The organism is Rubrivivax sp. JA1026 (assembly GCF_011065555.1).
In the GTDB taxonomy this organism is placed as follows: Bacteria; Pseudomonadota; Gammaproteobacteria; order Burkholderiales; family Burkholderiaceae_C; genus Rubrivivax; species Rubrivivax benzoatilyticus.
In genome coordinates this window covers 571,750-597,503 of the sequence record NZ_JAALCQ010000001.1, presented here as the reverse complement: position 1 = coordinate 597,503, position 25,754 = coordinate 571,750, and the positions used below count along the sequence as shown (strand labels likewise).

Genomic DNA, 25,754 nt, shown 5'->3' with positions numbered 1-25,754 from the left:
GATCCAGAGCGTTGACGTTGGCCGCTTCTCTTGCATTCTTGGTTTGGTCGCGGGCGAGGCGCGGGGCACTCTATCACGAAGGGTTACAACTGGGACCTCAAGCGCCGCGCCCGGCCGCCGAAGGACGAAAGCGTCCGGGAGCACCCCGGGCACGGCCCGGCGGATCGAGCGCATCCTAGCCCAGGCCCATCGCGGCGCACCCGCTGCCCGCCGCATCGAGCCGGCTGCCGGCGAACCGAAGTCACGAACCGCCCTCCCGCGTGCATTGCACGCCATGGCCCGGCGCGCGCCGCTCCCCGATTCGGGGCGTCGGCCGCGCCGCAAGGCAACAAACTGTAAACCAGCGCCGGACACGCCCCGGCGCCGCGGCGACAGGCGGGCGCCCGGCGAGGCCGCAGAATCGGCAGGCCCCTTTTTGTCGCCGCCGAGACAAGACATGCCGACCCCGGTTCTTACACTCGAAGAGCGCCAGAACGTCGAAACCGGCGCCTGGTTTGCCAAGCTCTCGCCCACCCTGCGCCATGACATCCTCGAACGCTCGCACGTGCGCCGCCTGCCCGACGGTGCGCCGCTGGTGGCGCGCGGCGCCCGCGCCGAGGAATGGTGCGGCGTCGCCCGCGGCGCGGTGCGCATCAGCACCATCTCGCTGGGCGGCAAGCAGGTGACGCTGACCTACGCCGAGCCGGGCGTCTGGTTCGGCGACATCGCGCTGTTCGACGGCCTGCCGCGCACCCATGACGCCGACGCCCACGGCGAGACCACGCTGCTCGTCGTGCGCAAGCCCGACTTCCGCGAGCTGCTGGCCCGCCACGTCGAGCTCTACGAGGCGCTGCTGCGCCTGAACTGCCGCCGCCTGCGGCTGATGTTCGACCACTTCGAGGACGTCAACACGCGCCCGCTGCAGGCCCGGCTGGCGCGCCAGCTGCTGCTGCTGGCGCGCAGCTACGGCGTCGAGGAAGGCGACGAGCTGCGCATCGGCCTGCAGCTCGCGCAGGAAGACCTGGCGCAACTGCTCGGCGCCTCGCGCCAGCGCGTGAACCAGGAGCTGAAGGGCTTCGAGCGCGACGGCGCGATCCGCGTCGAACCGACGCGGCTGGTCGTGCTGGCGCGCGAGAAGCTGATGGAGATCGCCGAGCGCTGAGCCGCGACGCCGAACGAACACAGGAGACCCCCTTGGACACCTACACCGGCACCCGCCCGATGGCCGCCAGCCATGCCTTCGACGTCGCCGCGCTCGAGCGCTGGCTGGCGCACGAGCAGCCCGGCTTCCAGGGCCCGCTGAGCGTCGAGCAGTTCAAGGGCGGGCAGTCCAACCCGACCTACAAGCTCGTCACGCCCGGGGGCGCCTGGGTGATGCGCACCAAGCCGGGCCCGGCGGCGAAGCTGCTGCCGTCGGCGCACGCCATCGAACGCGAGTTCCGCGTCATGCAGGCGCTGGCCGCCACCGAGGTGCCGGTGCCGCGCATGGTCGCGCTGTGCGAGGACGAGTCGGTCATCGGCCGGGCCTTCTACCTGATGGGCTTCGTCGAGGGCCGGGTCTTCTGGGAGCAGTCGCTGCCGGGCATGACGCCGGCCGAACGTGCCGCGATCTACGACGAGAGCAACCGCGTCATCGCGGCGCTGCACCGCGTCGACGTCGCCGCTGCCGGCCTGGCCGACTATGGCCGCCCGGGCAGCTACTTCGAGCGCCAGATCGCGCGCTGGAGCAAGCAGTACCAGGCCTCGGTCACCGAGCCGATCGCCGAGATGGACCGGCTGATCGACTGGCTGCCCGCGCACCTGCCGGCCAGCGCCCGCGACGAGACGCAGGTCTCGGTGGTGCACGGCGACTTCCGCCTCGACAACCTCGTCTTCGCGCCCGACGCGCCGCGTGTCGTCGCCGTGCTCGACTGGGAGCTGTCGACGCTGGGCCACCCGCTGGCCGACTTCAGCTACCACTGCATGGCCTGGCACATCCCGCCGGGCACCTTCCGCGGCATCGGCGGGCTGGACCTGGCCGCGCTGGGCATCCCGACGGAGGCCGAGTACGTGCGCCGCTACGCCGAACGCACCGGCCGCGCCGACCCCGACACGCTGATGGCCGACTGGGACTTCTACCTCGCCTACAACCTGTTCCGGCTGGCCTCGATCACGCAGGGCATCGCCAAGCGCGTCGTCGACGGCACGGCGTCCAGCGCCCAGGCCAAGGCCACCGGCGCCGCCACGCGGCCGCTGGCGGAGATGGCCTGGCTGTTCGCGTCGCGCGCCTGAGCGCCCGCAGCCGGAGGAACGCATGGACTTCGCCTACTCGCCCCGCACCCAGGCGCTGCGCACGCAGCTGTCGGCCTTCATGGCCGAACACGTCGAACCGGCCGAAGCCGAGTTCGCGGCCGAGATCCGCGCCAACACCGAGGCCGGCCGGCGCTGGACGCCGCTGCAGACCCTCGAGCGCCTGAAGCCGAAGGCCCAGGCCGCGGGCCTGTGGAACCTGTTCCTGCCCGAGAGCGAATACGGCGCCGGGCTGACGAACTCCGAGTACGCGCCGCTGGCCGAGATCATGGGCCGCGTGCCCTGGGCCAGCGAGGTCTTCAACTGCTCGGCACCCGACACCGGCAACATGGAAGTGCTGGTGCGCTACGGCACGCCCGAGCAGAAGCGCCGGTGGCTGGAGCCGCTGCTGCGCGGCGAGATCCGCAGCGGCTTCGCGATGACCGAGCCAGCCGTCGCCTCGTCCGACGCGACCAACATCGAGGCGCGCATCGAGCGCGACGGCGATGACTACGTCGTCAACGGCCGCAAGTGGTGGACCAGCGGCGCCGGCGACCCGCGCTGCAAGGTGCTGATCTTCATGGGCAAGACCGACCCGCAGGCGGCGAAACACGCGCAGCAGTCGATGATCCTGGTGCCGATGGACACACCGGGCGTCACGGTGCTGCGGCCGCTGGGCGTCTTCGGCTACGACGACGCGCCGCACGGCCACATGGAGGTCGACTTCGTCGACGTGCGCGTGCCGGCCGACCACCTGCTGCTCGGCGAAGGCCGCGGCTTCGAGATCGCCCAGGGCCGGCTGGGCCCGGGCCGCATCCACCACTGCATGCGGCTGATCGGCCTGGCCGAGCGCGCGCTGGAGCTGATGTGCCGGCGCGCCGCCGCACGCAGCGCCTTCGGCCGCACGATCGCCCAGCAGACCGTGACCCAGGAGCGCATCGCCGAGGCGCGCTGCCGCATCGAGCAGGCGCGGCTGCTGACGCTGAAGGCGGCGTGGATGATGGACACCGTCGGCAACAAGGCGGCCAAGGCCGAGATCGCGATGATCAAGGTCGTCGCGCCGACGATGGCCGGCCAGGTGATCGACTGGGCGATCCAGGCCCACGGCGGCGCCGGGGTCTGCGACGACTTCCCGCTGGCCTACGCCTGGGCCAACGCGCGCACGCTGCGTTTTGCCGACGGGCCCGACGAGGTGCACCGCAACGCGATCGCCAAGATCGAGTTCGCACGGCACCTGCCGGCCAGCGCGCGCTAACGCTGCGTCGAGCGGGCGACGCCGGGCTGCATGGCCTCGGCGCCGAAGACCTCGACGCCGGTGCGCCAGGCTTCGGACACCGCGGTCTCGAACAGCGCCAGCCAGGCCTCGAGCACCGCGCCGGACGGCTCGGCGACCGCGGTGCGCAATGTCAGCCGGCCGCGGGCGGCCATCAGCACGAACGGGCGGTCACCGGCCGGCGACGCCGCCAGCCGGGCGGCCAGCGGCCCGCCCAGCCACTGCTGCAGCCAGGGCTTGGCGCTGGCCATCGCGACGTACTGCTCGCGCAGCGCGCCCATCTCGGCCGGCGTCAGGCGCGGGAACATCACCAGCCAGCGCATCTCAGGCGGCGTCTGGTCGTCGATGCGCGTCTGCACGCCCTCGACGTACTGGTCGAAGACCTGGCGCTCGAGCTGCTGCTGCAGCGTGCGGTCCATCACCAGGGCCTGCAGGTCGGCCGGCAGCCCGACCTCGGAGCGCAGGCGAAGCTCGGCGCCGTCGATGTAGGGGCGCTGCGACGGGCCCCACTCCAGCCGCCACGGCCGCGTGCCGCCGAAACGGCCCTCGACGACGAAGCCGTCGTGGTCGCGCACGCCGCGGAAGGCCCACTGCCGCGTCTCGGCCCAGGTCGACACGGCGTCCCAGCGGCGTGAGCCGGACGACGGACGCGACGTGAACAGACGTTTCAGGCCTTCGAGCATGTCTTAGAGTCCGCACGAGGCGGCCGACGGTCCGGCCGCGACGGGGGACGGGATGATCGAAGTGTATTCGTGGGCCACGCCCAACGGGCACAAGGTGCACGTGATGCTGGAGGAGTGCGGCCTGCCCTACCGCGTGCATGCGGTGGACATCGGTGCCGGCGAGCAGTTCGCGCCGGAGTTCCTGGCGATCAGCCCGAACAACAAGATCCCGGCCATCGTCGACCCCGACGGGCCCGACGGCCAGCCGATCTCGCTGTTCGAGTCGGGCGCGATCCTGCTGTACCTGGCCGGCAAGACCGGGCGTTTCCTGCCCGACAGCGTGCGCGGCCGGTACGAGACGCTGGAATGGCTGATGTTCCAGATGGGCGGCGTCGGCCCGATGCTAGGCCAGGCGCACCACTTCCGCCTCTACGCGCCGGAGAAGATCGCCTACGCCGTCGAGCGCTACACCAACGAGGCCAAGCGCCTGTACGGCGTGATGAACCGCAAGCTGGCGAAGACGCGCTACATCGCCGGCGACGAGTACACGATCGCCGACATCGCGATCTTTCCCTGGCTGCGCAGCTGGAAGAACCAGGGCATCGATTGGAACGACTACCCGCACCTCAAGGGCTGGTTCGACGAGATCGGCGCGCGCCCGGCGGTGCAGCGCGGCTGCGAGGTGCTGGCCGACCGGCGCAAGCCGATCACCGACGACAAGTCGCGCGAGATGCTGTTCGGCAAGACGCAGTACCGCCAGCGCTGAAACGACGACGGCCGCCCCGCAGGGCGGCCGTTGCAGCCGGCTTCCGGCGTCAGGACATCAGAACGCCGGCACCACCGCGCCCTTGTACTGGTCCTGGATGAACTTCTTCACCTCGGGCGAGTGCAGCGCGGCGACGAGCTTCCTGATCGCCGGCGAGTTGGCGTTGTCCGGCCGCGCCGAGACGAAGTTGGCGTACGGCGAATCGGCGCCTTCGATGAACAGCGCGTCCTTCGTCGGCACCAGCTTGGCTTCGAGCGCGTAGTTGGTGTTGATCAGCGCGAGGTCGACGTCGTCCAGCGCGCGCGGCAGCTGCGCCGCCTCGAGCTCGCGGAACACCAGCTTCTTCGGGTTGGCCGTCACGTCCTTGGCGGTGGCGAGGATGTTGGCCGGGTCCTTCAGCTGGATCAGGCCCTGCTTCTGCAGCAGCACCAGCGCGCGGCCCGAGTTCGACGGGTCGTTGGGGATCGCCACCGTCGCGCCGTCGCGCAGCTCGGCGATCTTGCGGATCTTCTTCGAGTAGGCGCCGAAGGGCTCGACGTGCACCGTGCCGCCCGGCACGGCGACGATGTGCGTGCCGCGGTCCTTGTTGAAGCTGTCCAGATACGGCTTGTGCTGGAAGAAGTTGGCGTCGAGCTGCTTCTCCTCGACAGCCAGGTTGGGCTGCACGTAGTCGGTGAAGACCTTGACCTGCAGGTCCACGCCCTGTTTCTTCAACGCCGGCTTGACGAACTCCAGGATCTGGGCGTGCGGCACCGGCGAAGCGGCGACCTTCAGCACCTCGTCGGCCTGGGCCGTGAACGGCAGTACGGCGACGACCAGCGCCGACAGCGCATGTTTGAACGACATCTTGATTCCTTGCGTAGCGGTTGAACGGATGCCGCGGTCATCGACCACGGCGTGCGCCCAGGCTACGCAGCACCGCTTATCCGGTGAACGGACGTTTGGCTGTTTGCAAACTCGCTTCCCGCATGCTGCGGGCCGGCAACGCTCAGGCCCGGATGTCGAGCAGGCTGGAGCTCATCGCGTCCTGCGCGCGGAAGACCATCAGGTTGGCGCCGAAGGCATGCCGGGCCTCGATCATGCCGACGGTGTCGGCGGCGAGGTCGTGGCCGGCCTCGGGCATCTGCGCGATCGAGACCGTGACGCCGACGGGCTGCGCCGTGGCGGGCTGCGCCACCTGGCGCCGGAAGCCCTCGGTCAGCGAGTTGGCGACGTTGTGGCCGGCGACGTCCAGGCGGGTCTGGGCGGCGTTCAGGCCGGAGAGGCTGGCGGAGGCGGCGGGAGTCACGACGTCGTGGGCGGGGCGCGGCAGTGCCGACATGATGACGCCGATCGTGCCGCCGGCGGCAGCGCCGGGCGCGACACTGTTCACGCCAGGCGGCAGATCGGCCAGGCCGCGGCGGCGGCCGGGCGCCGGGAGTCCGGCGCAAATCTCCCGGCGCTCGCCGCGGCATTCGTGTACGATGGCCTCGCTGATCTGCACAAGACCGTCCGCTCATAGGTCTTTCTTCACGCCCCGGTGCTCTACCGGCCGTCGCGTCGAATCCCCTCTTGAAGATTTTCTTGGCGTTTCTCCGCTGGGTGCGATCTTGCGCCCCGCAAACTTCGAAAGGTATTCGACATGACGACTCAAACCGGCACCGTGAAGTGGTTCAACGAAGGCAAGGGCTTCGGTTTCATCGCCCCCGACGACGGCGGCAAGGACCTGTTCGCCCACTTCAAGGAAATCCAGGGCAGCGGCTTCAAGACCCTGGTCGAGAACCAGCGCGTCGAGTTCGAGGTGACCCAGGGCCAGAAGGGCCCGCAGGCCTCCAAGATCCGCACGCTGGGCTGATCCCAGGCGGCACAGCGGGACGGCGGGCGCGAGCCCGGCGTCCCGGCAACGAAAGCGCGGCCCGGCCGCGCTTTTTCGTTTCTGGCGAAAGGGTGTCCGTGAAGAACCTGCAAGAAGCCACCGAACGCATCTGCGAGTTGAAGGGCAGCCTGGTCGCCCTGGACGCGCTGGTGCCGGCGGTGCTCGAGGCCCTGTCGGAGCCCACGCGAGCGCGGCTGTCGGCGACGTTCGACGCCTATGCCGAAGCGGCGCGCACCGTGCTGCTGCACGCCGAGATCTCCGACGTCGTGCTGGCCAGTTTCGAGCGCGACGTCGCGCGCAACCGCGCCGTGCTGCAGGGCAGCCGCCGGGCCGACGCGCCGGCAGTGGACGCGCTGCTGCTGGCCACCACGCGCGTGGCCACCTTCGACGGCAGCCGGGCGCTGACCAGCGCCAGCGGCTTCTTCTTCCGCCGCGGCGAGCGGCTGTTCCTGGTCAGCAGCGCCCACGTGTTCGCCGACACGGCGAGCGCGCACCACCCCGACCGTCTCGAGATCGTGCTGCACACCGACACGCAGGACCTCTCGCGGCACGCCGTCGTGTCGCTGCCGCTGTACGACGACGGGCTCGGCCTGTGGCGCCAGGGCCGTGACGGCGGCGGCGCGGTCGACGTCGCCGTGATCGAGATCCCGCCGGGGCTGCTGCCGGCCGACGCCACGCTGCAGGCCTTCGACGAGAGCCATCTCGAGGCGCGCGGCGAGGAGGTCGCCGCCGGCGACACGCTGAGCATCGCCGGCTTCCCGCTCGGCTTCCACGACACGGTGCACCACCTGGCGGTGCTGCGCAGCGCGTCCATCGCCTCGGCCTACGGCGTGCGCTTCCAGCGCCAGGGCTGTTTCCTGACCGACGCGCGCACCCACCGCGGCAGCAGCGGCTCGCCGGTGGTGCGCCGGCGCAGCCGCGCCGGCGACCAGGCCTCGCCGCTGGCCTGGCAGCTGCTGGGCGTGCACTCGACACGCATGGACATGCGCTCGCGCGACCTGGCCGAGGACGAGTCTCTGGGGCTGAACTGCGCCTGGTACGCCGACGTGCTGCTGACGCTGACCGAGGCGCGCTGAGCGCCCGCGGGCCTCAGCCGCCGGGCGGCCGGCCGCCGCCGGCCACGCAGACCCGGTTGCCCCCTGCCCGCTTGGCGGCGTACATCGCCTCGTCGGCGCGCTGCACGAGCTGGTCGGCGTCCTCGCCGTGCGCGGGGTAGCCGACGAGGCCGATGCTGGGCGACACCAGCACCGTGTGCCCGGCCACCTCGAAAGGCCGGCACAGCGCCTGGCGGATCTTCTCGGCCACGCCCGGCGCGTCGTCGGGCGCGTGCAGGTGCGACAGCAGCACCACGAACTCGTCGCCCGCCATGCGGCCGACGGTGTCCGACGCCCGCACGCAGTGCTTCAGGCGCTGCGCCACCTGCTGCAGCAGGCCGTCGCCGACGGCATGGCCGCAGCGGTCGTTCACCGGCTTGAACTGGTCGAGGTCCAGGTACAGCAGCGCCAGGCCGGCGCCGTCGCGCCGCGCGCGCGCCAGCGCCGTCGCCACGCGGTCGCGCACCAGGCTGCGGTTGGGCAGCCCGGTCAGCGCGTCGTGCTGCGCCACGTGCAGCAGGCGCAGCTGGCTCTGCTTGCGCTCGATCGCGGCGGCCACCTGGGCCGACACGAACTTCAGCAGCTCGACGTCGGCCGGGCCGTAGCGCACCTCTTGCGAGTGGCTCTTCAGCACCAGCGCGCCGATGACGCCCTGCGAACCGCTCAGCGGCACCCCCAGCCAGTCGACCGCGCTGCGGCCGACGTCCGGGTGCACGGCCGACGTCGCCGCGTCGGCGCTGTCGCGGCTGAGCAGCCGCTCGCGCCCGCTGCGGATGAGCTCGGCGCACAGCGTCTCGGCGTCGAGCGCACCCGGCGGCGGCGCGGCGTCGTGCTCGTCGACGAAGTACGGGAAGCTCAGCCAGTCCCCCGGGGCGTCGTAGAGCGCGACGAAGAAGTTCTCCGCCGGCAGCAGGCCGCCGATGATGCGGTGGATCTGCGCGAACAGCGCCATCAGGTCCTCGGCCGCGTGCGCCGCCTCGGAGATCGCGTACAGCGCGGCCTGCACCGACTCGGCGCGCTTGCGCGCGCTGACGTCGCGCGCCACCGCCACCCGCACGCCGTCGGCCGGCGACCAGCGCGCCGACCACATGAGGTGCACCACGCGGCCGTCCTTGCGCAGGTAGCGGTTCTCGAAGATCGGCAGGTGCCGGTCGGCGACGACCTCGGCCACCGCGTTCAGCGTGCGTTCGCGGTCATCCGGATGCACCAGCTCGATCATCGGCCGGCCGATCAGCTCCTGCGGCGTGTAGCCGAAGATGCGTTCGCCGGCGGCGCTGACGAAGACGAAGCGGCCCTCGCCGTCGACGACGCAGACGGCGTCGAGCATGAGGTCCATCACGTTCGCCAGGAACGCGCGGTCGATGGGGTCCATGGGTACTGCAGGCTTGGGCGACGCGTCGATTGTGGGGCGGGTGTGCGACACGACGCTGGTGCTGCGGCATGCGGTGGCGGTGGGGCGCAGGCCGTCGAGCCTCGACGCCCAGCCATCTTGCAGCCGCGCGCGCACGTGCAGCAAACCGGTGACCGCGCGTCAGCGCGCCTTCCAACAGTGGCAAGGTGCTCGTGCGGAGGCCGATCGTCAGGCACATCGCGCCGCGGCAGGCATCCGCGGCGCTGTGGCCCCGGAGGGACTCGAAGGATTGGCTAAAGCGTTGTCGGAGCTTGGTTTTTTCTGCGCACGGCCCGACGTTTGTGCCCCAGGGCGTTCCCCCGTCGGGAAAGTTACAGATTGGAGGACTCGAACTGAGAGCCGGCATGCGCCTCAACAATGCTGGCCGGATGATGAACCCCTCCCGGAGGCAGCGCTGGTGACACGCAGCCTCCCGGCAGGCCAGGCGACGACTGGACCTTATCGGGGCACAGCGCCGACAGGCTTGACGACGCCTGGATCGGTTGCCAGGAACCGAAAGACCTCGGCTCTCGCCCCCGTCATCTGGTTGGACCGAGCGACAAGGCGGACTTCGATCGCATCAGACTTGGTACGGCGCGCCGTGGCGTCGATGACCGATGTACCAGGATCACGGGGCAGCAGTTCGACGCTCTGCGATGGAGTAGGCGTCGCATCCCGCGAAGCCGGCTCAGGCAACCACTCGATGAAGACTCGGGACCAGACGTGTTCCCACCCCTCGCGGGTGGTGATGACCCGATAGGTGCCAGATTGGCCGTCGTGCCGCCAATATCCGATGGTCTGCACACTCGTGACATTGGATGGCACTGCCGGGACCTGGGCGGACGCCTCAATGCAAACCAAAGCCAACGCGAGGATCGCTTTTTTCATGACTCCACCAGGTTACAGATCCATCTGGCTATGGAAAGTCATCATCATAAGAAGCGCAGCCTGACAATGCATGTCAAAAACTTGAGCACACCGCCAATCAACGGCCAAATCTATTGCGTTGCGCCCTCTCATGCTGGGACATGCGTCGAGCGCGATCAGCAATCATCGACACCCCCCCAATACACACCACCACCAACCCAGCCCAGTGGAGTACCGCACCGACCGCTTCATTGCTTACTTGCCGCCCCACGAATATTGAGGCCAGCCCAGCCATCGTGATAAACCAGAAGAAGCGCATCGCGCGAATGGCCTGCTTTAGCAGAAGTCTTTTCACGACGAATTTCCCCATTATTCTGGCGTCACCCACTGCGGCGTGCTGATCGAGTCGAACGGGTCATTTTGATGTCCCGCGTCTGGCCGAGGCTTGTCGCTCGCAATGCATGAGCGGCTTCCACTCGTCACCCGACGCCTCGCCAACGCTTCAGGTCAAGCTCCCAACAGCCGCCGCGCCAGCACCGACTGCATGTCCCGTCGGCCATCGACGATGAGGTAGATGACGACCCGACCGCCCAGGACTCGACAGATTACGCGGTACGGCTTGAACGCCGTCTGGCGATAGTCCTTGATGCCCAGCGCGACGAGTTCTTTCGGATAGGAGCCTCGCTCGGGGAACCGGGCGAGCCCCTCCACGGCCGCCATCAAGCCATCAAGCACGTGGTGGGCGTTGGCGACGCTGTCGAACTCGGCGATGTAGTCGTGGATGGCCTCCAGGTCCTGCTCGGCACCCCGAGTCAGCACGACCTCGTGGCGCGTCGACTTGGCAACCATCAGGGCGCGGCCCGCTTCGCGCGCAGGCGCGCCACGACGTCGGCCACCGGCTTGAGCCTGCCCGCGTCGACGTCCTGCTGGCCCAGCGCCAGGATCTTCAGCAGTGCCAGGGTCTCCTGCGTCTCCTCGTAGGACGCGACATCCTGAAGGACGGCCTTGGCCTCGCCGTTCTGCGTGATGACCAAGGGCTCGCGCTGCTCGGCCAGTTGGGCCAGCACCTCTGCGGCGTTCGCCTTCAGGTAGCTGATGGGCTTGACTTGCGAGGAGTAGCGCATGGTTCCGCTCCGGTTAGGACGAGACTGAATTCAGTCCATTATCGGTCCTGGGCGCCGATGCGCGGTGGGTGGAAGCAACTGCCTTCGGACGATGGAGCGCCCGTCGACCTTGCCGGCATCACCCCATCCCCCGCGTCCCCTTGCACCCCGGATAGTCGACACAGCCCCAGAACGCCGCCCCGGCGCTCGCGCCGCGCTTGGCGACGCGCCGCACCATGCGCTTTCCGCAGACCGGGCAGGTCGGCCGCTCGTCGCCATCCCGCTGCACGGGCGCTGAAGCGACGGGAGCCGCTGGCGTCTGCAGCGCCGGCTCCTGCCTCGCAGGCTGCGCGCCCCCTCCCCTCGCCTTCTGGAGCAACTGCCGCAAGCGCGGCCCGTCGACCAGTTCGACGTTGCGCCCGCTGGCGAAGCGCCGCGCCTCGTCGGTGAAGCGCCCTGAGGTCACGACGAAGCCGCCGGCCGCGCCCCTGGCGGCCATGACGCCGTACAGCTCGCGCACCACGTCGACGCCCACCTTGTAGGCGCGCCACTGCTTGCACTGCACGAGGTACTTCTCGCTGCCGTTCTGGCCCGGCCGCGACAGCACGAGATCGGCCCCGCCGTCGGCACCACCGCCGCCGGTCTCGACGACGCGGAAGCCCTGCAGCCGGAAGCCCTCGCCGACCAGCATCTCGAACTCGCGCCAGCTCATGCCGTCGAGCGCATCGGCCGACGGGTTCTGGGCCACTTCCGCGGCCAGGCGGCTGCGCTGGCGACGGCGCGCTCCAGCTACCGCGGCGAACAGCAGACAAATAATCGGCAGCAGGTACTGCCCGAATCCAGCCCAGGTCTTCAGCACCGTCCGAACGGCCACGCTGCCGAACTCACCGACCTTGATCGCAACGGGCATCGGCTGCGACGCGAGGCCGTGCAGCACCAGGTAGAACACCGGCGCTGCGATCAACCAAGCCCACCAGGGCAGCAGCCCCGCCAATGCCTGAGTGAGGCCTCCTCGGTTTCGCCTGGCCATTTCGTGTTTCTCCCTGCGCCGATTCTGGCGCGCGGAAACCGGCGCAAGCGCCTGCCACACCCGCGGCCGTCGTCCCATCCGCCGAGGCGGATGGCAGCCATTTGCTGGCGGTCAGCCTATCCTGCCATCCCAATCTTTCGGCCTCTGTCTTCTCTCTCTGGACCGGCGCGGACATGCCGGTGCGGCCCCGCGTTCACACCCATCCACGGGGTCGGACAGTCCGCCCCCCGCGTGAATCGACCACCCGCAGGCGGCGGCTGGCGACGCAGAAGGCGTCGAGAACGCTGGCGGAGCCGTCCCGCTGACGGCCGACCGGTTGCACCGTCGACGCCCCAGACGCTGGCAAGATCGCTGCAAAGAACGAGGGAGGCTCCGCATGAACGTGTCCGAGCTGCAGGCCGAGTTGCGCCACTTCGCCGCCGAGCGCGACTGGCAGCCGTTCCACACGCCGAAGAACCTGAGTACGGCGCTGATGGTGGAGGCAGCGGAGCTGGCCGAGATCTTCCAGTGGATGACGCCCGAGCAATCGGCCTGCGCCCACGAGGACCCCGCCGTCAAGCAGCGCATCGGCGAGGAGGTGGCCGACGTGCTGCTCTACCTGCTGCAACTGGCCGACCACAGCCGCGTCGACATCGCGCAGGCGGTGAAGGACAAGCTGGGGGTGAATGCGGCGAAGTACCCAGCAAAACGGTAGCGGCGATTCGGAGGCGATACTCTGCGAGCGGTTTTAACTGGCGCGACAGGGTCAAGAGGCGTTCAACGACCCGTTTGCGAAGCGGCTGTTTACAAAACCCCAGTCATCCACCTCAAGAACCAACATAGCGCCTATTAACCGCGCAGTCCATTACTTCGTCATTGACAGCATAAATTATATTTAGCAAACAATCAATCCGCTCAATGAGATCAGATCGCGCCACCGGCATTCCGCCCCCATGAACAATTCTGATTAGCAATGTTCGTCAGCCTTCCTGATGGCCTTGGCGGTTCTCGGTGCGGCGCGGCAGACGTCGACAACGAGACGAGCGACGAGGCCCTTGAGATCGAAGCGGCGGTTGAAACGGTAGGCGAAGCCGGCGAGGTAGGCGTCGGCGTACTTGCCGAATTTGAAGCTGTGGTGTGCGCCAGCCAGCGTGCGCTTGAGGTTGCCCAGCACGGTGTTGACCCAATGGAAGTCGGGCAAGGCAGCGGGCTTCGCGCGGCCGGCGACGATGGGAGCATGCAGGCATTGAGCGGCCGAGACGCCGGCAAAGCAGCCCAGGCCGTCACTGCGGACGAGAGAGCCGGGCACGAGGTTGCGGCAGGCCCACAGGGCGATGGCCTCGTAGGAGAAGGCCGGGACGGTGGAGAGCTTGACGAACAGCGGGTGGCCTGCGGCGTTGACGCTGACGGCGGCGACGAAGGGCGTCTTGCCAGTGGTCCCTCGCCCGGTGCTGCCGTCGCTGCGCTCGCCGCCGAGGTAGGCGTCATCGAACTGGATCTGGCCGTCGAGGCGGTGCAGTTGTTCGTGCTCGGCCATGGCGTGCAGGATCTTGTGGTGCATCAGCCAGGCCGTCGGGTAACTCACGCCGAGTTGGCGCTTGAGCGCCAGCGCCGACAGGCCCGTCTTGGCCTGGCTGAGCAGGTACATCGCCAGGAACCAGGTCGTCAGCGGCAGCTTGGTGCATGCGAACAGCGTGCCGGCCGTCAGCGAGGTCTGGTGGCGGCACGCGTTGCACTGCAGAAGCCGACGGCCTTGGTGTCGGATCGCGCAGTGCGCCGTGGTGCCGCAACGCGGGCAGGCAAAGCCGTTGGGCCAGCGCGCCGCCGCCACCGCAGCGGCGCATTGCTCCTCGGTGCCGAAGCAGCGCTGGAACTCCGGCATCGACAGGCCGGGCTGGAACTGGATTCGGTTCATCGCCATCAGCGTCTCCTCGTGAGCGGTGCTGCCAGCGTAGACGTTCACTGGCTCACTGCGTGAGACTGCTGAGGCACGTTGCTAATCAGGAGCTGCGTTGGCTCATGGATTGATGATGCCGACTCTGCAGCGATCGCGCATCGAGGTCAGCCCCGATAAATCAGTGCTTCCTTAGGGCGCTTTCGGCTACCGAGATCACCTCGTCGGTGCGCTTGAGTAGCCACACTTCAGCGAAGATACCCATCAGGAAGTAAGACATTGATCTTGGAAGAAGTGCCCAGTTTAAGTAGTCATGGCCTAGCAACATTAGGCTGAGTAGTGCGTAAGCCGGTGGGGCAACCGCGGCTGCTATTCCGCCCCGGAGAATCCCAAGCCGCACACTGAGAGTCTCGCGAAATGCAAAGGCAAGAGAGCCGGCGATGGCTGCAGCAAAGGCCTGAATGGCGAAAGAGCCTGGAGTCATAACAAACAGAAGGCCATTTGCGACCCCAGCCAAGTAGCCAAGCCCGGCCCCAAACGCCGCGGCCAGGGCGATTCTGGTGTTGTTCATGAGATTTAACCCTTACCCCAAAGAACCTGGAACTTCTAATCGAGCGAGTCGGGACTATGGCGAACGAGGTGCTTGAGCGCAGGCGCAAAAAGATCTAGGAATAATGCCCATCGCACTTGGATAAGATCTTCTCGCGGAAGGCAACCGGACTCAAGGCGGACCGTATCCGAAGCTTGCCGGACACGGTCGCCAGCTTCACGCTATATGTTACCTCACTTCGCTACAAGCTTCTCGAAAGCAAGCTCGCTGAGCTTGCCGGCTGCGCCAAGTGCGACGCCAACTGCCAATCCCTTTCCGAATGAAACCGCGTGTACGGCGATGGGGATAAAGATGAGGCCCCCAGAGACTTCATCTACCTCGGTCTGGGATAGGTCGGTAATTGATGTGTTGAGATCGACGTTCATTTTGCGACAAGATAAGTGATCAATGCTGCTCCAATTCCCGTGCCAATTGCGCCGCCAACAGCGCCCGCAACGCTAGCCGTAGAACTGGATTTCCAAATGGCGACTGCAACGATTGCAACGGCAGGTGGAATGCCCCCGAGGCCTGTTCGACCTCGTCTGCAGATAGTTCTTTCACGTTTTCTCCCAAGCTATCACTCGCGCTTGGCTTCCGGAGGCGAGCAAGGTCCGGTTTGCTAGAAAAACCTGTGTTTGACACTTTGTGCGGCCACTGCCAAAAGCGCCTTCTTACGCCACTTTCTTGACTGTTCGGGGCTCGGTGCAGCTCCGTGCAAATCTTGCGAACCTACGTTTCGCGCCCTGTAAAGAGATGCTTGGCGAATGAGCGGATAGCTTCTCCCCACCCAGGGTCTGCAGCCAGTTAGGTGAAGAGATCAGATCAAACTGATCAAAATACTTAAGCCGCTGCTCTCTATCGAGTTGCGTGCTCGGCCGTCATGACTCCTTTAGTTCTTGAATTCCGAAGAGCCAATGGTTTGTCGGGCGCATTGACTCATCCGAACTGCTACCTGCAGGTTCGCTGGGCATCGCCTCGCCTCACGCCACTAGCCTCCGGCCCGGGCAACCGGCCGGAGCCGAGGAACGTGACAAGGAAAGTCAGCATGACAACGCGCAGGGAGCTCATCGACGCGGTCGGTGCGCGGTACCGAGCGACGCCGGCCGCCGAACGCGGAGCCATCCTGGACGAGTTCGTAGCCATCACGGGCTACCACCGCAAGCACGCCATACGGCGGCTGACCCGACCGGTTGGTGAGCCGCGCAAGCGCACGCCCAGCGTCCGCTACGGAACCGAGGTGCGTGAGGCCTTGCGCGTTCTCTGGGAGGTCTCGGACCGGGTGTGCTCCAAACGGCTGAAGGCGATGATTCCCGCCGTTCTACCGGCGCTCGTGAAGCACGGCCGGCTGTCGGACTGCGCGGAGCTCCGAGCGCAGTTGCTCGCCATCAGCCCGGCGACGATTGACCGGCTGCTCGCGCCGGTCCGGCTGGCTGCTGCCAAGGGGCGAAGGCGCGCCGCTGGGCATAGCTCGGCCATCCGTCGTGCGGTGCCGGTTCGCACCTTCGGCGACTGGGGCGACCCCGTCCCGGGCTACGTCGAGGTGGACTTCGTCGCGCACAGCGGCCCGCAACTGGCCGGCAGCTTCATCCAGACGCTCGTGCTTACGGACGTGGCGACCGGCTGGACCGAATGCCTGCCGGTCCTCACGCGCGACGGCACCTGGGTCATCGACGCCATCGAGCGGGCACGCGAGCTGTTCCCGTTCCCGCTGCGCGGCGTCGACTTCGACAACGACAGCGCGTTCATGAACGAGAAGGTCGTCAACTGGTGCCGCGGCCAGGGGCTGGAAGTTACGCGGGCACGCGCCTACCGGAAGAACGACCAGGCGTGGGTGGAGCAGAAGAACGGTGCCATCGTGCGCAGGCTGGTCGGCTACGGACGATTCGAAGGCCTCGAGTCGCTGCAGTTGCTCTCGCGCCTATACGCGGCCGCGCGGCTGCATACGAACGTGCTGCAGCCGTCCTTCAAGCTCCGGACCAAGGCGCGCATCGGCGCCAAGGTCGTCAAGCAGTACCACCCGCCGGTTCCCCCGGCGCGGCGCGTCCTGGCGCACGAGGCGGTGACGGCCGATGCGAAGGCCGTCTTGCGCGAGCTGGCCGCCTCGGCGGACCCGGTCATGCTGTTCGCTGAAATCCGCGCCGCGCAGGACGCTCTCGGCAGTCGCGTCGACCGCCGCGGCATCGAGCCCGAACTGTCCGAGGCGCCGCCTCCATGGGCCGAGCCGCTGGCACCTTCCGTGCCGGCTGCAGGCCATGGCGAGCAGCGCGAGATCCATCGTCGGCCGTACAGGCGGCGCAAGCCGCTGGCACCGAGGCCCGGCATGCTGGGCGCGCACGAAGCCACCATCCGAAGCTGGCTGCAGGCCGAGCCTGGCATCACCGCGGTGGAAGCGCTGCGCCGGTTGCAGAACATGACGCCTCCCGGCGAGTTCACCGACCGGCATCTGCGCACGGTGCAGCGCGCGCTCCAGGCCTGGCGGGCCGATGCCATTCGACAGTGGATTGACCGATGCCGTCGAGAGACGGAGTCCCAAGCCCTGGCTTGTGCACCAGCCGCCTGAAAGGGCCGGGCGCTTGCGCGCCCGGTGACTCAAAGAAGGCACGGGACACGGGCCGTGGACAACGCTTCGCGTTGCCCACCGCCTGTGGAGTCCACGGGTCTTCAAGGAAAGAACGCGTCAGCGCGCCGGTAGCATCCTTGCGTGAGGCAACACGGGGGGTCAGTTCTCGATGTCGCTTGACACGATCGTCAGACCCGCCGCACCCCCGGCAGACATCCACAGCACCGCCGCCTCGCCAAGACCCGTGTTTGGCTGGCCTGCCCGGAGGGACTCGAACCCCCGACCTGTTGCTTAGAAGGCAACTGCTCTATCCAGTTGAGCTACGGGCAGCCGGCGGCGATTCTACGGGGCGCGTCGGCGGCTTCCCCGGGCCGCATCAAGCTGCAGCGCCGCCACGCAACCCGGCCCTCACAGCGCGTACTTCAGCGGCAGCGCCGTCGTGTACTTCAGCTGCTCCATCGCGAAGCTGGAACTCACGTCGTGCAGGTTGGTGCCGGCGATCAAGCGCTTGTAGACGGCGTCGTAGGCCTTGATGTCGGGCACGACGACACGCAGCAGGTAGTCGACGTCGCCGCTCATCCGGTAGAACTCGACGACCTCGGGGATCGCTTCGCAGGTCGCGCGGAAGCGCTCGAACCACTCCTCGGTGTGCACCGCCGTGCGCACGCTGACGATCACCGTCACGCCGACGTTCACACGCTCGGCGTCGACCAGCGCCACCTGGCGCGTGATGACACCCGCCTCCTTCAGCCGCTGCAGCCGCCGCCAGCACGGCGTGCTGGACAAGCCCACGGCCTCGGCCAGCTGCGCCAGTGGCGTCGTCGCGTCTTCCTGCACCAGCTCCAGCAGGCGGCGGTCGATGGCATCCAGCGAAATGGCGGCGTTCACGGCGTCCTTGGAATCTGATTCCTGAAACTTGATTCTACGGAGCACCGGTTTGCGCCAAGCGGCGCCAAGGCGCGAAATTCAGCAATCACCTGCCCCGCCCTGGCGCGCACAGTGTCGCCATCGTCAACCTCTTTCGTTTCGCATCTTGAAGACCATCGGCCTGATCGGCGGCATGAGCTGGGAAAGCACCCTGCTCTACTACCAGACCCTCAACCGCGAGGTCGCCCGCCGCCTCGGCGGCCTGCACTCGGCGCGTGTGCTGATGCACAGCCTGGACTTCGAGGAAGTGGTGCGCGGCCAGCGGTCCGGCGACTGGGACGCGCTCGCCGCGCTGCTGCGCCAGGCCGCCGAAGGCCTGGCCGCGGCGGGGGCCGACTGCCTGCTGATCTGCACGAACACGATGCACAAGATCGCCGCCCAGGTGGCCGGCGAAGGCCTGCCGCCGCTGCTGCACATCGCCGACGTCACCGCCAGCGCCATCCGCGCCCGCGGCCTGCGCCGCGTGGCGTTGCTGGGCACGCGCTACACGATGGAGCAGCCGTTCTACGCCGAGCACCTGGCCCGCCTGGGTGTCGAGTGCATCGTGCCGCCCGAGGACGAACGCGCCGAGGTGCACCGCATCATCTTCGACGAGCTCTGCCGCGGCCAGGTGCTGCCGGCCTCGCGCCAGAGGCTGCAGCTCATCGTCGCCGGGCTCACGGCGCGCGGCGCCGAAGGCGTGGTGCTCGGCTGCACCGAGCTGCCGCTGATCCTGGCCGAGGACGACGTCGCGCTGCCGGTCTTCGACACGACGACGCTGCATGCGCTGGCCGCAGTCGACTTCGCGCTGCAGGACAGGCTGCCGGCGCTGGCCGCGGCCTGAGCGCGCTCAGACCGAAAAGTCGAACAGCCCCCGGCGCAGCAGCGCCGGTGTCGAGCCGGTCCAGCGCTTGAACGAGCGCCGGAAGTTGGCCGCGTCGTGAAAGCCCAGGTGGCGCGCCGCGGCCTCGTTGTCCAGGCCGCCGAAGCGGAACAGCCGCAGGCACTCGTGGCGGCGCACCTGGTCCAGCTCGGCCTGGTAGTGCGTGCCTTCCTGCGCCAGCCGGCGCTTGAAGGTGGCGGGGCTGAAGCCGAAGGCGGCCGCCGCCTCCTCCAGCGCCGGCGGGTCGCCGATGCGGTCCAGCAGCAGGTCGTACAGCGCGGCCAGCAGCGCGCGCGGCATGGCCTCGGCGCCGGCGGCCTGCTCGGCGGCGCGGCTGGCGGCCACCGCACCGGGGTGCGCGGCGGCGGGCCAGGGCTCGTCCAGCCAGTGCGCGTCGATCAGCATCGCGTCGAGCTGGCAGCCGAAACGCAGCGCCGTGCCCAGGTGCACCTCGTGCTGCTCGGCGTGGCGCGCGGCGGCGCGGTCGAAGCAGAAGGTCCAGGGCAGCGCGCGCCCGGCCAGCCAGCGGCAGCACGAGGCCACCGCGCTCATCTGCATCTCCACCAGCGCCGGGCGCAGCGCGCCCAGGCGGCAGGCGTCGGTCCAGTACAGCACCGCCAGGCCGCCTTCGACGTGCAGCCGCGGCACCAGCAGCGGCGACAGCCGGGGCTGGAAGCGCACCAGGCGCTCCAGCGCGTCGCGCAGGCTGGCGGCTTCACGCAGCGCGTGGCTGGCGGCGCCGTAGTGGCCGGGCAGCAGGTGGCGGCCCAGCACGAACGGCGCTTCTGCAGAGCCGAAGGCGCGCAGCGTGGCGGCCAGCAGCTCGCGCCACTGCGCCAGCGTCAGCGCCGCCGGCATGTCGGCCAGGCCGGCGGCGGCACGGATGGCCCCGACGTCCAGCTCCTGCGCACGCGCCAGCTCCAGCACCAGCGCCGGCTGGTGCGTGAACGGCACCGTGGCCGCGGTGTCGCCGGCGGGTGCGGCGGCGCGCATGCCGGCGCTCAGGACGCGGCCCGCGCCGTGCGGGCGCCGGCCAGGTCCAGCGCCTCGAGCTCGCGGTTCAGGCGCGTCAGCAGCGCCTGGGCGTCGTCGTCACCCAGCGCGACGGCGCTGCGCATCGCCAGCGCCAGCGGGTGCTCGGCGTCGCGCGGGCTGAAGCGCATGGCCTCGACCATGCCGACGAGGTGCTGGGCGCGCCGGCGCGCCGTGCCCAGCTCGGCCTGCGGCATCAGCAGCACGAAGCGCGCGCCGGCGTAGCGGCACAGCAGCTCGCGCGGCGGCAGGTTCAGCAGCAGCTGGTGGGCCACGGCCTGCAGCACGCGGTCGGCCTCGGCGCGGCCGTGCGTGCGCTCGATCTCGGCCCAATGGGCCAGCTCCAGCACCGCCACGGCGCAGGGCCGGCCGGGGTGCGCGGCGCGCTCCAGCTCGATCTGGCGGCGCAGGTAGTCGGCGTCGGCGAGCTGGGTCACGCGGTCGTAGGCGCGGTGGTCGCGGAAGACCCGTTCGCGGCGCTGCAGCTGCTCGCTCAGCGCGGCCTGCTCCTGGCGCCACAGCAGCAGGCCCCAGGTCAGCGCGGCCATGCCCGCCGGCGACAACACCGATTCGATCCAGTGCAGCGGCAGCGTCGCCGCCGACACGACGAAGAGCTCGTCCAGGCAATCGGCGGTAGCGCCGAGCATGATCGCCGCCAGCCCGCCGGCCAGCCACAGCGTCACGCGCCCGCCGGGCCGGCTGCCCAGCACCAGCCAGGCCCAGACGCCGGCCATCAGCGCGGTGCCGCCTTCGGCGGCGATGTCCAGCCACTGCCAGCTGGCCACCGGCTTGGCCGGCGCGAAGGCGGCAAACAGCGCCAGCAGCAGCGTGGCGCCCAGCGGCAGCAGCGGCTGCCAGGAACGGGGTGAGGTCGACATCGGGGGCCAAGCTAGCGGCCGCCGATGACAGGCGTGCGTCAGCGCGGGGGTCCGAACAGCTCAGCACCGCCGCCGTCACCGCCGCCGCGGGCCCGCGCTGCGAGGGTGCAGGCCCGGGGCGCGCCAGCTCAGGCGGCCGCCGCGGGCGCTGCCGCGGCCGCCACGGCGCCGCCACCGTCACCGGACCGACACGCGGCCTGCCTACCGTGCGGCGCCGAACACCCACCCGCTGCCGGCGTCGACAGAACGCCGCGGCCCACAGGAGTCTTCCGTGTCCCACACCCCCAAGCGGCCGCGCACGCCGCACACGCTGCTGGCGCTGGCCGCCGCGGCCGCCTTCCCGGCCCTGGCCCAGACCCTGCCGGTCGAGACCATCGTCATCACCGGCCCCTCGCTGGCCACCGACCGTGCGCTGAAGGACCAGGCCGCCGCCGACAACGTGGTCAGCGTCGTGCGCGACGACGGCATCGGCCGCCTGCCCGACAAGAACACCGCCGAGGCGCTGCAGCGCCTGCCCGGCGTGTCGATCGAGCGCGACCAGGGCGAAGGCCGCTACGTGCGCATCCGCGGCCTGGGCCCGGACCTCAACAGCGTCACCTTCGACGGCAGCCTGCTGCCGTCGCCCGAGCGCGACCGCCGCGCGGTGATGCTCGACGTGCTGCCGTCGGCGCTGGTGCGCTCGCTGACCGTCAGCAAGACGCTGCTGCCCGAGCAGGACGCCAACTCGATCGGCGGCACGGTGGACGTGCAGACCGTCTCGGCCTTCGACCGCCCGGGGCGTTTCGTCGCCGCCGAGCTGGGTGCGTCCCACGAGACCAACACCGAACGCTCCAGCCCCAACGGCTCGCTGCTGTGGAGCGACCGCTTCCTCGGCGGCAAGCTGGGCCTGGCCGCCGGCTTCAGCCACGAGGTGCGCAAGTTCGGCTCGGACAACGTCGAGACCGGCGGCGCCTGGGACGGCGACGCGCTGGAGGAGTTCGAGCGCCGCGACTACCGCATCACGCGCGAGCGCACCGGCCTGGCGCTGAACGCCGAGTACCGCCCCGCGGCCGGCACCGAGTACCACGCCCGCTACCTGCACAGCCGCTTCAGCGACGACGAGCAGCGCCAGGCGCACGTCATCGAGTTCGACGAGGCCCAGGAGCCCGGCGCCGTCGGCGAGGCCGAGTCCACGCGCGAGCTGAAGGACCGCAAGGAGACGCAGACCATCCGCTCCTTCGTTCTGGGCACGACGCAGGCGCTGGGCGACTGGAAGCTCAAGGCCGAGGCCGGCAGCAGCAGCTCGGAGGAAGACACGCCGCTGCACATCGCCAAGGCCAAGTTCGAGGCCGGGGACAGCTTCGACGGCGTCGGCTACACCGGGCGCTCGCGCCCGCGGCTGGTGGCGCCGGCCGGCATCCATGACGCCGCGGCCTACGAGCTCGACGAGATCGAGATGGAGAAGTCGCTGGTGCAGGACCGCGAGCACAACCTGCGCCTGGACCTGTCGCGCCCGTTCGAGCTGGCCGGCGTCGACGGCGAGCTCAAGTTCGGCGCCAAGACCAGCCGGCGCAAGAAGACCAGCGAGCAGACCACCTGGGTGATCGACGACTTCGGCAGCGCCGACACCGGCCTGGCGGCCTGTGCCTCGGGCAGCGTCGACTACCCCTGGGGCACGTTCGGGCCGCGCATCGCCGCCAGCCCGCTGTACGCCCTGGCGCGTTCTGTCGACCTGGGCGACTTCGTCGACGACGAGGAGTCGACCGTCAACGACTACCGCATCGACGAGCGGGTCGACGCCGCCTACCTGCAGAGCACCTTCGACATCGGCGCCACGCATCTGATCGCCGGCCTGCGCCACGAACGCACGCGTCTGGACGCCGCCGGCACCGGCGTCACCGACGGCGTGTTCGAGCCGATCCGCGCGCGCCGCGACGACCACCACTGGCTGCCCGGCCTGCACCTGCGCCACGACCTGGACAAGCGCACCACGCTGCGCGCCGCCTGGAGCAACTCGGTCGTGCGCCCGGCCTTCGGCCAGATCGCGCCGGGCTACGTCATCGACGGCGACGAGGCCAGCTTCGGCAATCCGGACCTGAAGCCACTGCGCTCGGCCAACCTCGACCTGGGCGTCGAACGCAGCCTGGGTTATGCCGGCGTCGCGTCGGCCTACGTCTTCCACAAGCGCATCCGCGACTTCTCGTACCAGACCGACGTCGCCGGCACCGGCGCCTGGGCCGACTTCGACGAAGCCGTCACCTGGGCCAACGGCGACACGGCGCGGGTCAGCGGCATCGAGCTCGCGTACTCCAAGGCGCTGCGCGAGCTGCCGGCACCGTGGAACGGGCTGGTGGTCGGCGCCAACGCCACCTTTTCGAGCTCGCGCGCGAGGATCGCCGGCGTCGACGGCGGCTCGAGCGTGTCGCGCAACATCCCGCTGCCCAGCCAGTCCAAGCGTGTGTTCAACGCCGTCGTCGGCTACGAGGCCGCCGACTGGAGCCTGCGCCTGGCCGCCAACTACAAGTCGCGCTACCTGCTGGAAGTGGGCGACACCACCGACGCCGACCAGGACCTCTACGTGAAGGCCCAGACGCAGTGGGACCTGTCGGCCCGATACTCGCTGACCAAGAACCTCTCGCTGGGCCTGGAGGCGCTGAACCTCACCGACCAGCCCTACGAGGTGACGACCGGCCGCAGCGACCGCAACGCGCAGTACGAGACCTACGGCCGCACCGTTCGAGTCAATCTGAAGTGGGCGATGCAATGAACCACCCCCGCAGCGCCTTCGGCGCTCCCCCTCAAGGGGGCGCCGCCGGTGGTCCGGCAAAGCCGGCCCACGGCGGCAGCTTGACCCATCCGGCACAAGCCGGGCTTCGTTCGGCGATCTGCGCGCTGGCACTGGCCGCCGCCACCGCAGCCCAGGCCGCACCCGCGGCGCCGCCGGCCGCCGTGGCCGGCGCACGCGAGATCGCCGCGCTGCCCGACGGCGCCTGGCTGGCGCTGGACAAGAAGGCGCTGCGCCTGCTGGATGCCGACGGCAGCGAACGCGCCCGCCTGGCGCTGCGTGGCAAGCAGCTCGACACGCGCGCCGCGCCGCATGGCGCGCTGGCCGTCGTGCTGGACGCCGACACCCAGCGCACGCTGGCCATCACCGTCGACACGCGGGCGATGACGCTGGCCGCGCGGCCGGCGGTCGAGTCGCCGGCCTTCCCGGTCGAAGCGAGCTGCCTGTTCCGCGACGCCCAGGGGCTGGACCACCTGTTCGTCGTCGGTGACGAAGGCCTGGCCGAGCAGTGGCTGCTGGGCGCCCAGGGCGCACGCCTGGTGCGCCGGCTGGCGCTGCCGCCGCAGACCCAGACCTGCCGCGTCGACGACGCCGCCGGCTGGCTGTACGCGCAGGAGGAGGACGCCGGCGTCTGGGCCTACCGCGCCGAAGCCGAAGGCGTGCCGCAGCGGCGCGCCGTGGCGCTGGCCGACCCGCTGGGCCCGCTGCGTGGCGGCGCCCGCGCGCTGGCCGTCGTGCCCGGCGGCCTGGCCACCGTCGACGGCCGCGGCCGGCTGCAGCTCTGGCGCGAGGCCGACGGCCGCTGGCGTGCCGAAGGCAAGGCGCAGCCCACCGGCGGCCAAGCCGTGGAAGCGCTCGCAGCCAAGGCCGACACCAGCGGCCTGCTGCTGGCCTGGCACGACGAGGCCGCCGGCCGCTGGGCCACACGCGCCCTGCCCTGGGCCGCGCCGGCACCGCGCGCCGTACTGCCGGTGGTGCGCGCCGTCGCCCAGACCGACCCGGTGCCGCGTTTCGGCGACGCCGCCGACGACCCGGCGATCTGGGTGAACCCGGCCGACCCGGCGAAGTCGCTGGTGCTGGGCACGAACAAGAAGCAGGGCCTGTTCGTCTACGGCCTGGACGGCCGCCAGCGCCAGGTGCTCGAAGCCGGGCGGCTGAACAACGTCGACGTGCGCCAGGGCCTGCGTTTCGGCGCACTGACGCTGGACCTGGCGCTGGCCACGCAGCGCGACGAGAAGGCGCTGGCGGTGTTCACCATCGCCGCCGACGGCACGCTGGCCGACGCGGGCCGCATCGCCACCGGGCTGGACGAGGTCTATGGCACCTGCCTGTACGCGCCGCCGGCCGGCGGGCTGGAGGCGCTGGTCAACGACAAGGACGGGCGCGTGGAGCGCATCCGCGTCGAGGCGGCGCCGGGCGCCGACGGCCGGCCGGTCTTCAGCGGGCGCGTCGTGCAGCGTTTCAGGCTGGCGACGCAACCCGAAGGCTGCGTCGCCGACGACGACAGCGGCCGGCTCTTCATCGGCGAGGAGGACCGCGGCGTCTGGATGCTGGACCTGAACGCTGCCGAGCCCAAGCCGCAACTCGTGCTGAAGATCGGCGGCCTGCTGCAGGCCGACGTCGAAGGCCTGGCGCTGTACCACGACCGCGAGACCGGGCGCCGCTGGCTCGTCATCAGCAGCCAGGGCAACGACAGCTACGTCGTGGCCGAGGCCGCGCCGCCCTGGCGCCTGAAGGGCGCGTTCCGCATCGGCCTGAACCCGGTGGCCGGCATCGACGGCGTGTCCGAGACCGACGGCCTGGAAGTCACCAGCACGCCGCTGGGCCCGGCGCTGCCGCGCGGCGCGCTCGTCGTGCAGGACGGCTTCAAGCGCCTGCCCGACGGCGCGCAGAACTTCAAGATCGTCGACTGGCGCGAGGTGGAGCGCGTGCTCGGCCTGCGCTGAACACGCGCAAGGCGGCGGCCGATAATGGCCGTCGCC

Annotated in this window: 25 protein-coding genes and 1 tRNA gene; 11 read left to right on the top strand and 15 right to left on the bottom strand. The window is 69.8% G+C overall.

Annotated elements, in window-relative coordinates; translation table 11 throughout:
• The first annotated feature begins 436 nt into the window (after positions 1 to 436).
• The 3 genes from G5B56_RS02735 to G5B56_RS02725 are packed head-to-tail and all read left to right on the top strand — an operon-like array spanning position 437 to position 3,502.
• Entirely contained in the window at positions 437 to 1,141 is a 705-nt protein-coding gene (locus G5B56_RS02735; RefSeq protein WP_009855919.1) for a Crp/Fnr family transcriptional regulator, read from the top strand.
• A gap of 59 nt (positions 1,142 to 1,200) precedes the next feature.
• Positions 1,201 to 2,250, top strand: coding sequence for a phosphotransferase (locus G5B56_RS02730; RefSeq protein WP_164962367.1), 1,050 nt, complete (start codon positions 1,201 to 1,203; stop codon positions 2,248 to 2,250).
• 22 nt (positions 2,251 to 2,272) lie between these two features.
• On the top strand, positions 2,273 to 3,502 hold the full coding sequence (locus tag G5B56_RS02725; protein WP_164962254.1) for an acyl-CoA dehydrogenase family protein: 1,230 nt from the start codon (positions 2,273 to 2,275) through the stop codon (positions 3,500 to 3,502).
• Here the strand turns inward: G5B56_RS02725 and G5B56_RS02720 are convergent.
• Positions 3,499 to 4,203, bottom strand: coding sequence for a hypothetical protein (locus G5B56_RS02720; RefSeq protein WP_164962253.1), 705 nt, complete (start codon positions 4,201 to 4,203; stop codon positions 3,499 to 3,501). The two genes, G5B56_RS02725 and G5B56_RS02720, sit on opposite strands and share 4 nt — an antisense overlap.
• 52 nt (positions 4,204 to 4,255) lie before the next feature.
• On the opposite strand from G5B56_RS02720, the gene G5B56_RS02715 reads away from it, so the two are divergent.
• Positions 4,256 to 4,948, top strand: a complete 693-nt coding sequence (locus G5B56_RS02715) for a glutathione binding-like protein (RefSeq protein WP_164962252.1) — start codon at positions 4,256 to 4,258, stop codon at positions 4,946 to 4,948.
• 57 nt (positions 4,949 to 5,005) lie between these two features.
• Here G5B56_RS02715 and G5B56_RS02710 read toward each other — a convergent pair whose 3' ends face one another.
• Together G5B56_RS02710 and G5B56_RS20060 are read right to left on the bottom strand one after the other, a co-directional pair.
• Positions 5,006 to 5,794 (bottom strand): MetQ/NlpA family ABC transporter substrate-binding protein, encoded by a 789-nt coding sequence (locus tag G5B56_RS02710; RefSeq protein WP_164962251.1) that lies wholly within the window; start codon positions 5,792 to 5,794, stop codon positions 5,006 to 5,008.
• Positions 5,795 to 5,936: 142 nt separating this feature from the next.
• Entirely contained in the window at positions 5,937 to 6,320 is a 384-nt protein-coding gene (locus tag G5B56_RS20060) for a flagellar basal body protein (protein WP_310733796.1), read from the bottom strand.
• 249 nt (positions 6,321 to 6,569) lie between these two features.
• On the opposite strand from G5B56_RS20060, the gene G5B56_RS02700 reads away from it, so the two are divergent.
• Both G5B56_RS02700 and G5B56_RS02695 read left to right on the top strand, forming a co-directional pair.
• The gene (locus tag G5B56_RS02700; RefSeq protein ID WP_009855926.1) at positions 6,570 to 6,782 is read left to right on the top strand and encodes a cold-shock protein; all 213 of its coding nucleotides are present in this window, start codon (positions 6,570 to 6,572) and stop codon (positions 6,780 to 6,782) included.
• Positions 6,783 to 6,880: 98 nt separating this feature from the next.
• The gene (locus G5B56_RS02695) at positions 6,881 to 7,879 is read left to right on the top strand and encodes a trypsin-like peptidase domain-containing protein (RefSeq protein ID WP_206023471.1); all 999 of its coding nucleotides are present in this window, start codon (positions 6,881 to 6,883) and stop codon (positions 7,877 to 7,879) included.
• A gap of 13 nt (positions 7,880 to 7,892) precedes the next feature.
• Here G5B56_RS02695 and G5B56_RS02690 read toward each other — a convergent pair whose 3' ends face one another.
• The 5 genes from G5B56_RS02690 to G5B56_RS02670 all read right to left on the bottom strand — a co-directional run bounded on the left by G5B56_RS02690 (position 7,893) and on the right by G5B56_RS02670 (position 12,287).
• On the bottom strand, positions 7,893 to 9,269 hold the full coding sequence (locus G5B56_RS02690) for a diguanylate cyclase domain-containing protein (RefSeq protein WP_164962250.1): 1,377 nt from the start codon (positions 9,267 to 9,269) through the stop codon (positions 7,893 to 7,895).
• A gap of 477 nt (positions 9,270 to 9,746) precedes the next feature.
• The gene (locus tag G5B56_RS02685) at positions 9,747 to 10,175 is read right to left on the bottom strand and encodes a hypothetical protein (RefSeq protein ID WP_164962249.1); all 429 of its coding nucleotides are present in this window, start codon (positions 10,173 to 10,175) and stop codon (positions 9,747 to 9,749) included.
• A 486-nt stretch (positions 10,176 to 10,661) separates the two neighbouring features.
• Positions 10,662 to 11,003 (bottom strand): type II toxin-antitoxin system RelE/ParE family toxin, encoded by a 342-nt coding sequence (locus G5B56_RS02680; protein WP_164962248.1) that lies wholly within the window; start codon positions 11,001 to 11,003, stop codon positions 10,662 to 10,664.
• On the bottom strand, positions 11,003 to 11,278 hold the full coding sequence (locus G5B56_RS02675; RefSeq protein WP_164962247.1) for a type II toxin-antitoxin system Phd/YefM family antitoxin: 276 nt from the start codon (positions 11,276 to 11,278) through the stop codon (positions 11,003 to 11,005). Before G5B56_RS02675 ends, G5B56_RS02680 begins: the two co-directional genes overlap by 1 nt.
• Positions 11,279 to 11,396: 118 nt before the next feature.
• The gene (locus G5B56_RS02670) at positions 11,397 to 12,287 is read right to left on the bottom strand and encodes a restriction endonuclease (RefSeq protein ID WP_164962246.1); all 891 of its coding nucleotides are present in this window, start codon (positions 12,285 to 12,287) and stop codon (positions 11,397 to 11,399) included.
• A gap of 376 nt (positions 12,288 to 12,663) precedes the next feature.
• On the opposite strand from G5B56_RS02670, the gene G5B56_RS02665 reads away from it, so the two are divergent.
• A complete protein-coding gene (locus G5B56_RS02665; RefSeq protein WP_164962245.1) occupies positions 12,664 to 12,981 on the top strand; it encodes a nucleotide pyrophosphohydrolase in 318 nt (105 codons plus the stop codon).
• Between the two features lie 252 nt (positions 12,982 to 13,233).
• On the opposite strand, the gene G5B56_RS02660 is transcribed toward G5B56_RS02665, so the two are convergent.
• From G5B56_RS02660 to G5B56_RS02650, 3 genes are all read right to left on the bottom strand, one after another.
• The gene (locus tag G5B56_RS02660; RefSeq protein ID WP_164962244.1) at positions 13,234 to 14,187 is read right to left on the bottom strand and encodes an IS1595 family transposase; all 954 of its coding nucleotides are present in this window, start codon (positions 14,185 to 14,187) and stop codon (positions 13,234 to 13,236) included.
• Between the two features lie 154 nt (positions 14,188 to 14,341).
• Positions 14,342 to 14,731 (bottom strand): hypothetical protein, encoded by a 390-nt coding sequence (locus G5B56_RS02655; protein WP_164962243.1) that lies wholly within the window; start codon positions 14,729 to 14,731, stop codon positions 14,342 to 14,344.
• Between the two features lie 212 nt (positions 14,732 to 14,943).
• Entirely contained in the window at positions 14,944 to 15,135 is a 192-nt protein-coding gene (locus tag G5B56_RS02650) for a hypothetical protein (protein WP_164962242.1), read from the bottom strand.
• A gap of 659 nt (positions 15,136 to 15,794) precedes the next feature.
• Here G5B56_RS02650 and G5B56_RS02645 point away from each other — a divergent pair.
• A complete protein-coding gene (locus G5B56_RS02645; RefSeq protein WP_206023470.1) occupies positions 15,795 to 17,309 on the top strand; it encodes a DDE-type integrase/transposase/recombinase in 1,515 nt (504 codons plus the stop codon).
• Positions 17,310 to 17,562: 253 nt separating this feature from the next.
• Here the strand turns inward: G5B56_RS02645 and G5B56_RS02640 are convergent.
• Both G5B56_RS02640 and G5B56_RS02635 read right to left on the bottom strand, forming a co-directional pair.
• Positions 17,563 to 17,639: transfer RNA gene (locus G5B56_RS02640), tRNA-Arg, on the bottom strand.
• 78 nt (positions 17,640 to 17,717) lie between these two features.
• The gene (locus G5B56_RS02635) at positions 17,718 to 18,179 is read right to left on the bottom strand and encodes an Lrp/AsnC family transcriptional regulator (protein WP_164962364.1); all 462 of its coding nucleotides are present in this window, start codon (positions 18,177 to 18,179) and stop codon (positions 17,718 to 17,720) included.
• A gap of 163 nt (positions 18,180 to 18,342) precedes the next feature.
• Between G5B56_RS02635 and G5B56_RS02630 the strand changes: the two genes are divergently transcribed.
• Positions 18,343 to 19,059 carry an aspartate/glutamate racemase family protein gene (locus tag G5B56_RS02630; RefSeq protein ID WP_164962241.1) on the top strand — a complete coding sequence of 239 codons (717 nt, stop codon included), beginning with the start codon at positions 18,343 to 18,345 and terminating at the stop codon, positions 19,057 to 19,059.
• 6 nt (positions 19,060 to 19,065) lie between these two features.
• Here G5B56_RS02630 and G5B56_RS02625 read toward each other — a convergent pair whose 3' ends face one another.
• Positions 19,066 to 20,091 (bottom strand): AraC family transcriptional regulator, encoded by a 1,026-nt coding sequence (locus G5B56_RS02625; protein WP_164962240.1) that lies wholly within the window; start codon positions 20,089 to 20,091, stop codon positions 19,066 to 19,068.
• A gap of 8 nt (positions 20,092 to 20,099) precedes the next feature.
• Positions 20,100 to 21,008, bottom strand: a complete 909-nt coding sequence (locus G5B56_RS02620; protein ID WP_164962239.1) for a diguanylate cyclase domain-containing protein — start codon at positions 21,006 to 21,008, stop codon at positions 20,100 to 20,102.
• 271 nt (positions 21,009 to 21,279) lie between these two features.
• On the opposite strand from G5B56_RS02620, the gene G5B56_RS02615 reads away from it, so the two are divergent.
• Both G5B56_RS02615 and G5B56_RS02610 read left to right on the top strand, forming a co-directional pair.
• Positions 21,280 to 23,754 carry a TonB-dependent receptor gene (locus G5B56_RS02615; protein ID WP_164962238.1) on the top strand — a complete coding sequence of 825 codons (2,475 nt, stop codon included), beginning with the start codon at positions 21,280 to 21,282 and terminating at the stop codon, positions 23,752 to 23,754.
• An 80-nt stretch (positions 23,755 to 23,834) separates the two neighbouring features.
• Positions 23,835 to 25,718: a phytase gene (locus tag G5B56_RS02610; protein WP_164962237.1), complete on the top strand. Its 1,884-nt coding sequence runs from the start codon at positions 23,835 to 23,837 to the stop codon at positions 25,716 to 25,718.
• Positions 25,719 to 25,754: the final 36 nt, after the last annotated feature.